This window comes from Pseudarthrobacter sp. NKDBFgelt, from assembly GCF_046097905.1.
Lineage (GTDB): Bacteria > Actinomycetota > Actinomycetes > Actinomycetales > Micrococcaceae > Arthrobacter > Arthrobacter polychromogenes.
Genome location: NZ_JBJURL010000031.1, coordinates 1 through 13,863 on the forward strand (window position 1 = coordinate 1; position 13,863 = coordinate 13,863).

Annotated in this window: 11 protein-coding genes, 1 tRNA gene and 1 pseudogene; 7 read left to right on the forward strand and 6 right to left on the reverse strand. The window is 66.1% G+C overall.

What is annotated here, in order from left to right:
- Window positions 1–907, forward strand: a pseudogene (locus ACKAE7_RS10140) (HNH endonuclease); the annotation flags it as partial.
- Window positions 908–914: 7 nt separating this feature from the next.
- On the opposite strand, the gene ACKAE7_RS10145 reads toward ACKAE7_RS10140, so the two are convergent.
- Window positions 915–1,745, reverse strand: a complete 831-nt coding sequence (locus tag ACKAE7_RS10145) for an inositol monophosphatase family protein (protein ID WP_188811112.1) — start codon at window positions 1,743–1,745, stop codon at window positions 915–917.
- A 32-nt stretch (window positions 1,746–1,777) separates the two neighbouring features.
- Here ACKAE7_RS10145 and ACKAE7_RS10150 point away from each other — a divergent pair, with 32 nt between their 5' ends.
- Window positions 1,778–2,407 (forward strand): hypothetical protein, encoded by a 630-nt coding sequence (locus ACKAE7_RS10150; protein ID WP_190614604.1) that lies wholly within the window; start codon window positions 1,778–1,780, stop codon window positions 2,405–2,407.
- Here ACKAE7_RS10150 and ACKAE7_RS10155 read toward each other — a convergent pair.
- Entirely contained in the window at window positions 2,400–3,155 is a 756-nt protein-coding gene (locus ACKAE7_RS10155) for a DUF998 domain-containing protein (RefSeq protein WP_408979085.1), read from the reverse strand. The genes ACKAE7_RS10150 and ACKAE7_RS10155 overlap by 8 nt on opposite strands.
- 83 nt (window positions 3,156–3,238) lie before the next feature.
- Between ACKAE7_RS10155 and ACKAE7_RS10160 the strand changes: the two genes are divergently transcribed.
- The 3 genes from ACKAE7_RS10160 (at window position 3,239) to ACKAE7_RS10170 (ending at window position 4,226) form a co-directional block, all read left to right on the forward strand.
- Window positions 3,239–3,311, forward strand: a tRNA-Arg gene (locus tag ACKAE7_RS10160).
- 1 nt (window position 3,312) lies between these two features.
- Window positions 3,313–3,810, forward strand: a complete 498-nt coding sequence (locus ACKAE7_RS10165) for a DUF6314 family protein (protein ID WP_408979086.1) — start codon at window positions 3,313–3,315, stop codon at window positions 3,808–3,810.
- Entirely contained in the window at window positions 3,807–4,226 is a 420-nt protein-coding gene (locus ACKAE7_RS10170; RefSeq protein WP_191035254.1) for an NUDIX domain-containing protein, read from the forward strand. The genes ACKAE7_RS10165 and ACKAE7_RS10170 overlap by 4 nt, the downstream gene beginning before the upstream one ends.
- Here the strand turns inward: ACKAE7_RS10170 and ACKAE7_RS10175 are convergent.
- Both ACKAE7_RS10175 and abc-f read right to left on the reverse strand, forming a co-directional pair.
- The gene (locus ACKAE7_RS10175) at window positions 4,223–6,136 is read right to left on the reverse strand and encodes an ABC transporter ATP-binding protein (RefSeq protein WP_408979087.1); all 1,914 of its coding nucleotides are present in this window, start codon (window positions 6,134–6,136) and stop codon (window positions 4,223–4,225) included. The two genes, ACKAE7_RS10170 and ACKAE7_RS10175, sit on opposite strands and share 4 nt — an antisense overlap.
- Window positions 6,133–7,776: a ribosomal protection-like ABC-F family protein gene (gene abc-f, locus ACKAE7_RS10180; RefSeq protein WP_188811100.1), complete on the reverse strand. Its 1,644-nt coding sequence runs from the start codon at window positions 7,774–7,776 to the stop codon at window positions 6,133–6,135. The genes ACKAE7_RS10175 and abc-f overlap by 4 nt, the downstream gene beginning before the upstream one ends.
- A 251-nt stretch (window positions 7,777–8,027) precedes the next feature.
- Here abc-f and ACKAE7_RS10185 point away from each other — a divergent pair, with 251 nt between their 5' ends.
- Together ACKAE7_RS10185 and ACKAE7_RS10190 are read left to right on the forward strand one after the other, a co-directional pair.
- The gene (locus ACKAE7_RS10185; protein ID WP_188811098.1) at window positions 8,028–8,762 is read left to right on the forward strand and encodes a hypothetical protein; all 735 of its coding nucleotides are present in this window, start codon (window positions 8,028–8,030) and stop codon (window positions 8,760–8,762) included.
- Window positions 8,759–9,496, forward strand: coding sequence for a hypothetical protein (locus tag ACKAE7_RS10190; protein WP_188811096.1), 738 nt, complete (start codon window positions 8,759–8,761; stop codon window positions 9,494–9,496). The genes ACKAE7_RS10185 and ACKAE7_RS10190 overlap by 4 nt, the downstream gene beginning before the upstream one ends.
- Before the next feature lie 248 nt (window positions 9,497–9,744).
- On the opposite strand, the gene ACKAE7_RS10195 is transcribed toward ACKAE7_RS10190, so the two are convergent.
- Both ACKAE7_RS10195 and fdhD read right to left on the reverse strand, forming a co-directional pair.
- A complete protein-coding gene (locus ACKAE7_RS10195) occupies window positions 9,745–12,795 on the reverse strand; it encodes an alpha-mannosidase (RefSeq protein ID WP_408979088.1) in 3,051 nt (1,016 codons plus the stop codon).
- A gap of 137 nt (window positions 12,796–12,932) precedes the next feature.
- Complete coding sequence (fdhD, locus tag ACKAE7_RS10200; protein WP_408979089.1) at window positions 12,933–13,808, reverse strand: formate dehydrogenase accessory sulfurtransferase FdhD; 876 nt, start codon at window positions 13,806–13,808, stop codon at window positions 12,933–12,935.
- Between the last annotated feature and the right edge of the window lie 55 nt (window positions 13,809–13,863).

The following is a 13,863-nucleotide window of genomic DNA, read 5'->3' on the forward strand; positions in this document are numbered from 1 at the left end:
GCTGCCGCGTACCGGCGCGACCCGCACTCGGTGGCAAAACGCGCCAGCCATGCGGTGAACGACCGAACCGTGACCCTCCGCCCGGCGCCGGACACCATGGCCCGCCTGACCGCTCTGCTCCCGGTCGCGCAGGGCGTCGCCGTGTACGCCGCCCTGACCCGCCACGCCGACACTGCCCGGGCCAACGGTGATGAACGCTCCAGGGGCGCGGTCATGGCCGACCAGCTCGTCGAAAACATCACCGGCACCCCCGGAGGGGTCAGCAGCATCGAAGTCCAGCTCGTCATGACCGACCGCACACTCTTCCAGGGCGACAGCGAACCCGCCCGCCTCGCAGGCTACGGCACCGTCCCCGCCCACTGGGCCAGACGAACAGTCCTCGGAGAAGACACTGACACCGCAGAGTCCACCACGTGGCTCCGCCGGCTCTACACCGCCCCCGGCACCGGTGAGCTGCTCGCCATGGACTCCAAGGCCCGGCTCTTCCCTCCCGGGCTCCGCCGGTTCCTCCAGGTCCGCGACGACACCTGCCGCACCCCCTACTGCGACGCGCCCATCCGCCACCACGACCACATCACCCCCTGGCACAGTGACGGCACAACCACCAGCACCAACGGCCAAGGCCTCTGCGAAGCCTGCAACCACACCAAAGAAACACCCGGCTGGACAGCCACGCCGGTACCCGGGCCCAGGCACACGGTGGAACTCCACACCCCCACCGGCCACCCACCACTCCACGGCGCCTCCCCCACCCGGCACAGGGCTGGACACGAGCCCACCAGGCGGCACGGGCTTTGCCGTGGCGGCCAGGTCGGCTACCCGGGGCAGCCGGAAACGCCGCAGAAGACAGCGTCAGCAGGCCAGGGTGCTCAAGAGCCTCCGCTTCAGCCGACGGGAGGCGGCGTGAGTTTGCGCTATGCCACGGACCCAGACTCGAGGGCCGCACGCAGCTCGCGCACCGCCGTCGTCCCTCCAGCCATAAACCACTCCAAACCGTTGACCCGCACCGTGTCCACGGCGCCTCCGGCAGCCCGGACGATGGCCTTGCCGGGCAGCCAGTCCCATTCCGGGCAGCTGTGCTGGAACCAGCACCCGATCTGGCCGTCCGCCACCCGGCCAAGGTCGCACGAGCCGGAGCCGAGCATCCGCAGGGCTGCAGCCGACGTCGCCGCCGCGTGCCAGGGCATGGCGCACAGCGGATCCATCAGCCAGCTGGGGTGGATGTAGGTTGCCGCCCCCAGCTGGGCCGCGGGGGTAGCATTGCGCTCTCCCCTGTTGTCGTGGAAAACCGTCAGCCGTTCACCGTTGAGGCTGGCCGGATGCGCCCGGCCACCAAGCCAGAGCTTGTCCTCCTCCGGCTGGAAGATGGCACCAAGCAGCACATCGGACTGGTCCTTCAAGGCGATGGCCGAGCACCAGTACGTGGAGCCGTGCAGGAAGTTGTACGTGCCGTCCACCGGATCGATGACCCAGGTCCGGCCGCTGCTGCCCTGTACCGATGCGCCTTCCTCCCCCAGGATGCCGTCCTGTGGCCGGCAGCGCTGCAGCTGCTCCAGGACATAGGCCTCTGCCGCATGGTCAGCGGCGGTCACGACGTCTGAAATGGAGGTCTTCTGCTGTGACTGCAGGCCTGCCATCCGCATGAGCAGCGCCAGCTGCCCGGCCTCCCGCACCAGGGCTGCTGCCAGCTGGTAGTCGTCCAAAGATGGGTCAAGTTCAACAGCGCTGTGCCGGCCAGTGGTCATGGCTTCAGTTTAAGGGGCGCGATAATGAAGCCATGGCCAAAACACCTGCCCAGCGGATCAAGAAACACGGCTCGAAGGCGGCGGTACCGCAGCACCATCTGCCGCCGGTGGTGAACCCCACCACGGCGCGCACGCCGCAGAAAGCCCAAAACAACAGCAACCTCATCCTGATCGCCGGCGTGGTGGCCAGCCTGTTCCTCTTCTGGTACCTGCACCTGCTGACCCTGGAGCAGATGCGTGACCTCTCCACAGGCCTGGCCATGCCGGACTCGCTCATTGGAGGCTTCGATGCGGCCTACGTCAGCCAGCTCCAGGCCGTGATGGACGACGACGCGCGCGGCCAGCTTAACTACGTGCACAAAACAGCGGGGACCCTGTTCCCGCTGATCTTCGGATTCACCTGGCTGCTGCTGATCGGCACGAACGTGGCCCGGAAGGCCCTGCGCTGGGCGCTCTGGTCCTTGCCGCTGTTGTTCGTTGTGGTCCGGCTCTGGGGCAACGCCGCCATCGACGGAGTGCTGGCCTCGGGAACTGCCGACGCCGGCCAGGTGGCCCTCGCCTCGGGACTCACCGTGGCCGGTTGGGTCCTCTTGGTCCTCAGCCTGCTGGCGGGCGCCGCCGCCGTTGTCCTCGGCGCCCGCAAGCCCAAGGCCGCTAGCTGAGGGCTGCCCGGGCCCGCATCATTTTGCGGTGGCGGTGGACCTGGCGGGCAATAACCAGTCCTGCAGTGGCCATGCCCAGGGTAACCGGATAACCCATGAGCCGCTCAAGCGTGCCAGGCTCCGGAACGTCCATTCCCGTCAGGCCCCCCGTCCCCAGGGCGGTGAGGGATACGGCACCGCACACCAGGATGAACCAGGCGAAGTTTGTCTTCCGCAGCCAGAGGATGCCCAGGACCAGCAGGGCGGCGGCCCCGGCGAGGAAGTACATCACCGCCCCCACGATGTGCCAGCCGGAACCTACGTCCTCGGGTACCAGCCCCACGATCACAGTGCCTGCCCCGGCGGTCCCGGTCAGGATCCGGACCCAGACAGCTGCCAGCCAGGGCCCGCGCCGCGGCTGCACCCGCAGATCCGCCCGGGCCGCCACGCAGAGCAGCCCGGAGCTCAGCAAAAGGCCACCCAGGAGCATGCCGAGCCCCTGGACCACGAATGAGGCGTTCATCAGCCAGTTCAATGGAGAACAGACCTCGCGGCCGTCAAAGATGCCGCAGTTCAGGGCGCCAAGGTCACTGATGTACCCCGTCCGCAGGTCATAGGGCCTGGGGCCCGCCCAGGCACCGATCACTGCCGCCTCCGCGGCAAAATACTGCAGGACGCTCAGCACCGACCAGGCGCCGATGTACTGGCGGGTGGACGCGGTATCCGGAATTAACGTGGCAGGCCTGGCGGTGGACGGCGCTGAACTCATGCCTTGAGCGTAGTACGGCCCAGCACCTTGTATGCTTGTATCCGTGTCCGGCCGGACTGGCCTGCCGATCCGCCGGATGCTAAGCCCTCGTAGCTCAGTGGATAGAGCACGGCTCTCCTAAAGCCGGTGTCGTTGGTTCGATTCCAATCGAGGGCACTTGAACTTTCCTCCCCCGGAGTTCGCGCTCCGCGCCTACCTCCTCGGCCCCGCCTCACCCGGCCCCGCCGCGGACGCTGCCAGCGCCGGGCAGTGGACGGTCCAGCGGGACCTGTTGGACCGTGCGGATGGCACCCGCGGAACCTTCTCCGGCGTCGTACATTTTGTCCCCACGGACGACGGCGGCCTGGCCTTCCGTGAGGAAGGCACCATGCGCTGGCCCTCCTTCACGGGCCCCGCCTCCCGCGAATACCTCCTGCGGGCTGCCGGGGGCCCGGATGCGATGGACGTGTTCTTCCCTGACGGCAGGCCTTTCCACCGGATGAGCTTCACTCCGGCGTCCAACCTTGACAACCACTGGTGCGATCCCGATACCTACCGCGTTACGTACGTCTATGGGGGCCAGGACAGGTTCAGCTACACCTGGGACGTCCAGGGCCCCCGCAAGGACCTGCTGCTGACGTCACACCTGGTGCGCAGGCAGGGCCCCGCAGCATGAAAAACCGCATTGTGGTCTCGGCTGTCTGTGTCTTCGACAAGACTGGCCGGCTCCTGACCGTGAGGAAACGCGGCACGGCCATGTTCATGCATCCCGGCGGCAAACCCGAGGCCGGGGAGACAGCCGTCCAGGCGGCAGCACGTGAGCTCGCGGAAGAAGTGGGCATCGTCCTCGATCCCCGGGAACTGCAGCTGATGGGGGTGTGGATCGCCGATGCCGCGAATGAGGCCGCCACGGACATCGAGGCAACAGTTTTTATGGCCCCGGGAGTGTGGGAGGCCCACCCTTCCGCGGAAATCGCCGAGATCCGGTGGCTGACGCTGGGCGCCGAACCCACCCGGGACCTTGCCCCGCTGCTGACGGACCATATCCTCCCGGAGCTGGCAAGGTCCGGCAGCGCGGACGGGCAGGCCTAGAGCTCGGGAACTGCCTCCTGGGCAACAGCGGTGGCCTCGTTGAACTGCGTGCGGTAGAGCTCGGCGTACCGCCCCTCCGCAGCGAGGAGTTCGGTGTGGGTCCCGCGTTCCACAATCCGGCCGTCCTCCACCACCAGGATGGCGTCCGCGGCGCGGACGGTGGAGAGGCGGTGCGCAATCACGACGGCGGTGCGCCCCTCGAGTGCCGCCCCGAGGGCAGCCTGCACGGCAGCTTCGTTGGTGGAGTCGAGCGCCGCCGTTGCCTCATCGAGGATGACCACCCGGGGCTGGGCGATCAGCAGCCGGGCGATGGTGAGACGTTGGCGTTCACCGCCGGAAAGCCGGTAGCCGCGCTCCCCCACCACGGTGTCCAGCCCGTCCGGGAGTGACCGGATCATGGACTCCAGCCGGGCCTGCCGGATGGCCTCCCACATGTCGGCCTCGGTGGCGTCCGGGCGGGCGAGCCGCAGGTTGGAGGCAATGCTCTCGTGGAACAGGTGGCCGTCCTGGGTCACCATGCCCAGTGTGTCCCGGAGCGAGTCGAAGGTCAGGTCGCGGACATCCACCCCTTTTCCGGGCGTCACTCCACCAAAACGGACAGCGCCGGAATCGACGTCGTAAAGCCGGGCCAGCAGCTGCGCGATGGTTGACTTGCCGGCACCCGAAGAGCCCACCAAGGCCACCGTCTGCCCGGGCTCAACCCGGAAGCTGACCCCGTGCAGGACTTCCTCGCCGCCGCGGGTATCCAGGGTGGAGACGTCTTCGAGGGAGGCCAGGGACACCTTGTCCGCAGAGGGATAGGAGAACCGGACATCGTCGAACTCCACGGAGAGCGGGCCGCGCGGCGATTCCACAGCGTCCGGCTTCTGGCTGATGAGCGGCTTGAGGTCAAGGATTTCGAAGACGCGCTCGAAGCTGACCAGTGCACTCATGATCTCCACCCGCGCGTTGGACAGTGCAGTGAGCGGGGCGTACAGCCTGGTGAGCAGCAGCGCCAGGACCACGACGTCGCCCGCAGCCAGTTGGCCGGTGATCGCCAGCCAACCGCCCATCCCGTAGACCAGGGCGAGCGCGAGCGCAGAAACGAGGGTCAAGGCCGTGACGAAGGTAAACTGCAGCATGGCGGTCCGGACTCCGATGTCACGGACACGTCCTGCGCGGACGGCGAATTCCCGGGATTCCTCGTGGGGGCGCCCGAAGAGCTTGACCAGGGTGGCGCCGGGGGCGGAGAAGCGCTCGGTCATCTGCGTGCCCATGGCGGCATTGTGTTCCGCCGCTTCGCGCCGCAGGTCCGCGAGTTTGGAGCCCATGCGCCGGGCGGGGATGAGGAAGACCGGCAGCAGGATCATCGCCAGGACCGTCACCTGCCAGGAGGTTCCCAGCATCACGATGAGGGTCAGGACCAGGGCCACCACGTTGCTGACCACGCCGGACAGGGTGCCGGCGAAGGCGGACTGGGCACCGATCACGTCATTGTTCAGCCTGCTGACCAGCGCCCCGGTGCGTGTGCGGGTGAAGAACGCTATGGGCATCTTCTGCACGTGGTCAAAGACCCTGGTGCGCAGGTCCACGATCACGCCCTCGCCAATCGTGGACGAAAGCCAGCGGTTCACCAGGCCCAGGCCTGCCTCTGCTACGGCCACGACGGCGATCAGCACGGCGAGCCGCACCACTTCCCCGGTGGCGGCCTTCGCCACGATGGCGTCCACCACCTGTCCGGCGAGGACAGGCGTGGCAACGGCGAGGAACGCCATCACCACGGACAGTGCCACGAAGGCGATTAACTTTCCGCGGTGCGGCCGGGCAAAGCCCAGGACACGCTTCAGGGTGGCCTTCGAAAAGGGTTGGGAACCGCTCGTCGACCGGGTGATCTTGTACAGGGAGCTCCAGGCCACCCCTTCCATGCTCATTGCTGCTGCTCCTCTACCGTTCCGTTGTCCACATTCCAACGTACATCCAGCCGTACGTTTTCCAGCAGCCTGCGGTCGTGGGTGACCAGCAGCAGCGCGCCCTCGTAGCTTTCCAGCGCTTCTTCGAGCTGCTCAATGGCCGGAAGGTCCAAGTGGTTGGTGGGCTCGTCAAGGACAAGGAGGTTCACGCCCTTGGCCTGCAGGAGGGCCAAAGCCGCCCGCGTCCGCTCCCCAGGTGACAGGGACTCCACAGTCCGGGACGTATGGTCGGCTTTGAGTCCGAATTTCGCCAGGAGTGTGCGGACCTCGGCCGGGTTCAGGTCAACGAGGACTGCTTCCACGGCGTCGGCCAGTGTCAGGTTGCCCGCGAGCAGTCCGCGGGCCTGGTCGATCTCGCCGATGGCCACGGAAGCACCCATCGCGGCACTGCCTGAGTCAGGCTGGATGCCGCCCAGCAGCAGGCGCAGCAGGGTGGACTTGCCGGCGCCGTTGGGCCCCGTGATGCCGATGCGTTCCCCGCCGTTGAGCTGCAGGTTGACGGGCCCCAGGGTGAAGTCGCCCTGCCGGACCACCGCGTCTCGGAGGGTTGCCACCACGGAGCTGGAACGCGGCGCTTTTCCGATCGAGAACTGCAGCTGCCATTCCTTCCGCGGCTCCTCCACCACGTCCAGCCGTGAGATCCGCGATTCCATCTGCCGCACCTTTTGGGCCTGTTTCTCGGAGGATTCCGTGCTGGCTGCGCGGCGGATCTTGTCATTGTCCGGACTCTTCTTGATTGCGTTCCGGACACCCTGGGAACTCCATTCGCGCTGGGTGCGCGCCCGGGACACCAGGTCGGCCTTGGTGGCCGCAAATTCCTCGTACTTCTCCCGTGCGTGCCGCCTGGCAACGGACCGTTCCTCCAGGAAGGCGTCGTAGCCGCCGTCGTACACGGCCACGGCGTTCTGCGCAAGGTCCAGTTCCACCACAGTGGTGACGCAGCGCGCAAGGAACTCGCGGTCGTGGCTTACCAGCACCACGCCGCCGCGCAGGCCTGTGACAAAGTCCTCCAGCTTGGCGAGTCCTTCGAGGTCAAGATCGTTGGTGGGCTCGTCAAGCAGCACCACGTCGAACCGGCTCAGCAGCAGCGCCGCCAGCGCCACCCGCGCTGCCTGCCCGCCGGAAAGGCCGGTCATGGCCGCATCCGGACCGGTGTCCAGCCCAAGGTCCGCCAGGACAGCGGGAAGCCGGTCATCAAGATCGGCCGCACCGGAGGCCATCCACCTGTCGAAGGCCAGCGCATAGGCGTCGTCCGCTCCGGGCGCGCCGCTGCCAAGGGCCTCAGCGGTGGATTCCATCTCAGCAGTGGCCTGGGCACAGCCGGTGCGGCGGGCAATGTAGCCTGCCACCGTTTCACCCGGCACGCGTTCGTGCTCCTGGGGAAGCCAGCCAACGAAGGCGTCGGCGGGGGCGAGGCTGACGGAACCTTCCTGCGGCTGGTCCACGCCGGCGAGGAGCCGCAGCAGCGTGGACTTTCCGGCTCCGTTGGCACCCACCACGCCCACCACGTCCCCGGGGGCCACTGTCAGGGAGAGCCCGGAGAAAAGCTGCCGGTGGTCGTGGCCGCCGGAAACGTCCTTCGCTACGAGGGTTGCAGTCATGGTTCTGTCCTTTCGCCACTGCGTCCGCAGCGGGTTTCCTGCCCGAGCACTGGCTGGCAGGGCCCTGACATTTACCCGGGGAGGAAGGAGCCCGGGCCGCAGGACATGAAAGAGCCCGCTGGTCCGGACTTGGGGGGTGTACGGACCAACGGGCTCGACCATCAAGCATAGTCGAAACGGCAGCAGGGGTAAAACCGCCAGGATGCGGCACGCTAAAATCGACACACCATCCGTTCTGCAGAGAGCTGTCCATGACCCTCCCCGCCAAGGCGTTCCAGCGCTGGCTGCAAGGCATTGCGCCGGACGCCAGCACGGCTGACGTCTGCAGGATCTCAGGGATCAAGAGGACCACCCTGGCCCAGCAGCTGGTCCGTGGAAAAGTCTCAGTCAGCACTGTGGTCAGCATCAGCCGCGCCTACAACGTGAATCCACTCTCGGCCCTGGCCACCTTCGAGGCCTACCAGGACCTGGCCGGTCCCCAGGTTCCGCCCACCCGTTGCGAACTTGTCAGCCAGGTCTCCACCCCCGACATCCTGCGCGCTGTCCTTGCCCGTCCGGCGATGGAGCCCGCCGGCTCCGGGACTGCGTCCCCGCCTCTTTCCGCCGCCCCGCACGCCACCTCGGTAAAAAACTGGGTTGACGCGATCGACGACGGCGAAGTGAGGCACCGCGTTTCCGCAGCCACCGGAGTGGCTCCCCAGAACTATTCAGCGCAGCTGACCGCCAACCGGCTGTCACCGGAGCTGGCGCTTGCCACCGCCCTTGCTGCCGGCGTTGGACCGGCCGGCGGCCTTGTGGCCACCGGCCTGATCACCGAAGAGGAAGCGGGCTGGCCGCCGGGTGCGCGGCAGGCCGCCCTGGACAGCCTTTCCGACGGCGACCTCACCGCCTTGGCGGGCGACAGGCTGCAGGCATTGGGCAAGGTGCTGCGACGCCAGGAGCAGGATCAGGCACAAACGGAAAAGATCTGGGAGAACCTGGGATGATCGAAATTCTTCAGTGGTCCACGCTTGCCACCTGCGGACTCATCGCTGCAGCCCGGGTGCCCAGCGCCATCCGTGGAGAGAACAGGTCGCTGTTCTACATCTTCGGACTGATGACCGTCGCCATCCTCCTGAGCATCGAGGCGCCCTACGTGGCCATCGACCAGGCCCTGGGCGGCATCAACCTGGCCAACCTGCTGCTGCGCTTCATCATCTTCGCAGCCATCTATTTTGTCGGGATCCGGGTCACCCGCGGTTTCGGCGCCGACAGCGCGTACCGGCTCATCACGGGTAAAGCGGGCATGGTTGTGCTGCTGGTCATCTCCCTTGCGTTGATGGTCCTGTTCTTCATGATGGATACAGTGGGTTCCTCGGCAGGCCTTGCAGCTGTGTCAGAAAAGAGCGAACGGAACTTTGTTCTTGTTGAATACTACGGAGCAGCCGGACGGGCTTATCCCGCGTACATATCCTTGGTGCTGCTGCCTGCCATGGTCCGCGCTGTCCGAAGCCGCCTGCCCTTGCTGGTGCGGGTCGCTGCCGCGCTCCTCGCAACAGGCGGAGTAGCTATCGCCCTGACACTGCTCTTTCCCGCGGTGCCTCCGGAGTGGGGGGCGGCGGAGTTCGTCATCAACTACACGGCCGTGCTGTGCTTCGTCCTTGGCCTGGCGCTGATCTGGGCTGCAAGGGTACGAAGCAGCCGGACCTCGCCTGCCAAGAGGACATATACCGAAAAGTAACCCTGCTGGCTTTCACAAATTCATTAGAATGTGAAACAATCATGATTGTGTGAAGGTGGAGCGCAGGTCGTTTTCGAACGGGGATAAATTCCAAAGCGTTGGCCGCTCCGGGGGCCTTCACACCTATTGGGGGGATGAGTGGTGGCGGCCGTTGGGGACCGCCCCCACTCAGCCTGGTTAAGGCCCGTTTTGGCCGATCGTGGCAAACGTGAGCAGCCCGAAGTGCCCGGCCCCACGCTCCGGTTCAGTTAGCTGGTGATTGCCGCGGCCGAGCAGGCGAACCGCAGGGTCACCAACTGGAAAGGCCGGAGGCCAAGTTCCGCTCCGTCAGCGCTGACGTTCACACCTGGGGCCTCGAGCGGACGTTCCAACAAATCGACCGGTGTGACGCCCTGCACGGGAAAGTTCGCGGTCAGCTTTCCTGCAGACCGTTGGCCCAAGGACTCGTAGAGCCGGACAACCACGTCCCCGGACCCGTCCTCGGCCAGCTTGACGGCCTCAATCACCAGGGCAGGGTTCGTCACGGAGAACAGCGGTTCCACCGGGGAACCGCCGCGGACCAGCCTGGGAACAAGGTTGGTCCGGTAGCCCTCCTCCACTGCGCCGGCAATATCCGCCCCCGGACGGATGGTGACGGTCAACTCATGCAGGCCTCGGTCCGCCTCCGGATCAGGGAACTTGGGAGCGCGCAACAGTGACAGGCGCACCGTCGTGGTTGTGCCGCCGTCGTCATCCCTGATGTTCCGCGCCACGTCGTGGCCGTAGGTGGAGGAGTTGGAAATCGCCACACCATACCCCGGCTCCGCCACATGGATCCAGCGGTGGGCACAAATCTCGAACTTTGCCGTTTCCCACGACGTATTCGTGTGGGTGGGCCGGAACACGTGGCCAAACTGCGTCTCTGCAGCCGACCTGTCAGCCCGGACGTCCAGCGCGAAGCCGAGCTTCAGCAGTTTCTCGCGTTCCTGCCAGTCCACCGAGGTGGTGATGGAGAGGGACGGGCTGCCCGGCGCAAGTGCGATCCGTTGGGTAATGGTGGAAGCGCCAGCCAGCCGCTCCACCAGCACCACGCCGTCTGCCTCTTCGTGAACCAGCCGGACGGAAGCGGCCCGGGTGAGCGGCGTTACGTTGCGCCGGTAGAACTCGTCGATGTCCCAGGCGTCCCACTCGTTGGGAGTGTCGCGGTGCAGCTCAAGGAGGTTTCCCCGCTGGCCGGGAGCAATCGATTCCCGGCCACTGGCGTAATCCACCAGCGAGGCGATAAGCCCGTCGGCGTCCAGGACGGCGCGGATGACTCCGTTGTCCAGGACAAAGCCCCCGTTGTCCGGGTTGGCCTGGACCCTGCCCTCCGTTGCAGCCGGCTCGCCTGCAGCCAGTGCAGGCACGCCGTCCCGGGCATGCGGCGCAGCGTTCAGCAGGAATGCCCGGTCGCCGCTGCCCAGCACGGCGGCGGCAGCCCCGCCGATGATGGCCTCAAGGGCATCACTGACGGCCTGGTAATTTCGCTCGGCATCGTGGTGGACCCAGGCGATGGAACTGCCGGGAAGGATGTCGTGGAACTGCTGCAGGAGGACCAGCCGCCACAACCGCTTGAGTTCCGCAGCCGGGTAGGCGAACCTGCCGCCGGTGCGCACAGCAGCCGTTGCGCACCACAATTCTGCCTCCCGCAGCAGGTGCTCACTGCGGCGGTTGCCCTTCTTGGTCCTGGCCTGGCTGGTATAGGTTCCGCGGTGCAGCTCGAGGTACATCTCGCCCACCCAGACCGGCAGGACCGGGTAGTCAGCCTCGGCCTGCGTGAAGAAGCTTTCCGCGGAGCCGATCCGGACCTTTGGGGAACCTTCCAGGTCCGCGGCGCGTGAGGCAGCAGCCAGCATTTCCCGCGTTGGTCCGCCGCCGCCGTCGCCATAGCCGAACGGCACCAGTGACACTGTGCCGTGGCCGTGGTCGCGGTAGTTCCGCTCCGCGTGGGCAAGTTCGCGTCCGCTCAGCTCCGAGTTGTAGGTGTCCACAGGCGGGAAATGGGTAAAGAGCCGGGTGCCGTCGATGCCCTCCCAGTTGAAGGTGTGGTGCGGCATCCTGTTGACCTGGTTCCAGGAGATTTTCTGGGTCAGGAACCAGCGGCTGCCTGCGGACTTGACGATCTGCGGCAGCGCAGCGGAGTATCCAAACGAATCCGGTAGCCAGGCCTCGTGGCAGTCCACACCGAACTCCGCGAGGAAGAAGCCCTTGCCCTCTACGAACTGCCGCGCCATTGCCTCACCGCCAGGCATATTGGTGTCCGATTCAACCCACATCCCGCCGACCGGAACGAACTGGCCGGCACGGATCTTCTCGCGGATGCGGCCGAAGAGTTCGGGATAGAACTCCTTGATCCAGGCGAACTGCTGGGCCGAGGAGCAGGAGAATACAAAGTCCGGGTTCTCGTCCATCAGCGCCACGACGTTGGAAAACGTCCTGGCGCATTTCCGGACAGTCTCCCGGACCGGCCAGAGCCAGGCGGAATCGATGTGGGCATGACCGGTGGCTACCAGCTGGTGCGCAGAGGCATATGCCGGCCGGGCAAGTACGTCCGCGAGCACTTCGCGTCCTGCGGCAGCGGTTCCGGTTACATCGTCCGGATCCATGATGTCCATCATGCGCTCGAGGGCCCTGAGGATCTCGTGCCGCCTGGGCAGTTCCAGGGGCAGTACCGCCATGAGGCCTGAGAGAGTTGAAATATCCTGCTGCAGTTCCCAGACGTTCTGGTTCAGTTCGGCGATGACAATGCTTCCCAGCCTGTACTGCGGTGCTGCCCCGGCCGTTGACTTATCCCCGTAGGGCGTGGGGGCGAACGTCCAGCCCTGGGCGACGTCCGGATTCGCCGCAGCTTCAACGTAGAAGTCCACCGCCATGCCGCCACCCAAGAGTTTCAGCGGGATGTACTGGTTCCGGGGCGAGACCGCCTTGATGATGGTGCCGTCCGGGCGCCACGCGATGCCCTCGCACTGAAACCCGGGTATTTCAACGGTGAACCCAAGGTCCACCAGCACTTCAACGGTGGTGTCCGGTTCCGTGCCCCATGATTCGGGAACTTCCCCCTGGAGACGGAGCCACTTGGTGCCCCAAGGCTTTCCCCACAGTGCGCCGTGTTCCTGCGGCTGGAATTTTTGCCGCATGGCTTCCAGCGCGGGGACGGGTTCATCCGGGGCATCCCAGCTGCTCAGCGTGAGGGGAAGGGTCCGGCTGTAGACCGCAGGGGTGATGCGCTCCCGCACGAACCTGTGCAGGCGCACTTCAGTGATCCGGCGGTCGTCATGCAATGTGTGCCCTCTTTAGCGCTTGGGACTGGATCCTGGTGTCCATTCGATGGATAAATCTACCTGCTGGCACCCCTTTTACCAACCCTTTCGAAACCGTTTCCCGGCTGTTTTCCGGGCCAGCAGGCAGCTGGGTTGGCCTACGACGGCGCAGCTGCCACCGGCCGCCGTATCCTCCCGTCACCTGCGTAGATGTTGAGGCTGGTTCCCCTGCTGAAGCCGGCGAGTGTCAGGCCGCTGGCCTCGGCCAGTTCGACTGCAAGGCTGGATGGCGCACTCACGGCAGCAAGGACGGGTATTCCGGCCAGCGCAGCCTTCTGGACAAGCTCGAACGATGCCCGTCCCGAGACCTGGAGGACCGTGCCGCTCAGCGGCAGCAGGCCCTCCCGCAGGGCCCACCCCACCACCTTGTCCACGGCGTTGTGCCGTCCCACGTCCTCCCGGAGGCACAGAAGGTTCGCGCCGCCGTCGTCCTCAATCCGGAAGAGCCCGGCAGCGTGGACGCCGCCGGTGTCGTCGAAGAGGCGCTGGGACTCCCGAAGGATGTCCGGGAGCGAGGCAAGCACCTCGGCGGAAACGCTGAGGGAATCTGCGGCGGGACTGTAGTGCGAGGACTTGCTGACGGATTCGATGGAATCAGTGCCGCAAATGCCGCACGAACTGGAGGTGTACACGTGCCGGCCTATGGACGGAGCCTCTACATCCGGCCGCAACTGGGCCTCCACCACGTTGAAGGTTTGCACGCCGTTTTCGTCTTCCCCTGCGCAGAAGCGCAGCGAGACGAGTTGCCCGGAATCCCAAATGACGCCCTCGGACACCAGGAACCCGGCCACCAGGTCGAAGTCATGGCCGGGGGTCCGCATCGTGACGGAGTAGGACATGCTGCCCAGCCGTATTTCCAGCGGCTCTTCCACCGCTAGGACATCCTCCCGGTACCGGACCGGGAACTCGAGGGCATTCGGCGAGCCATCCAGCACGTACTTGTGCACCTTGCGGCGCTGGGTTACACGTCCCATGTCCCACCGTTCCTGTTCATGGTTCCATCATCGCAACCGCCCCGTGGTGACGCCA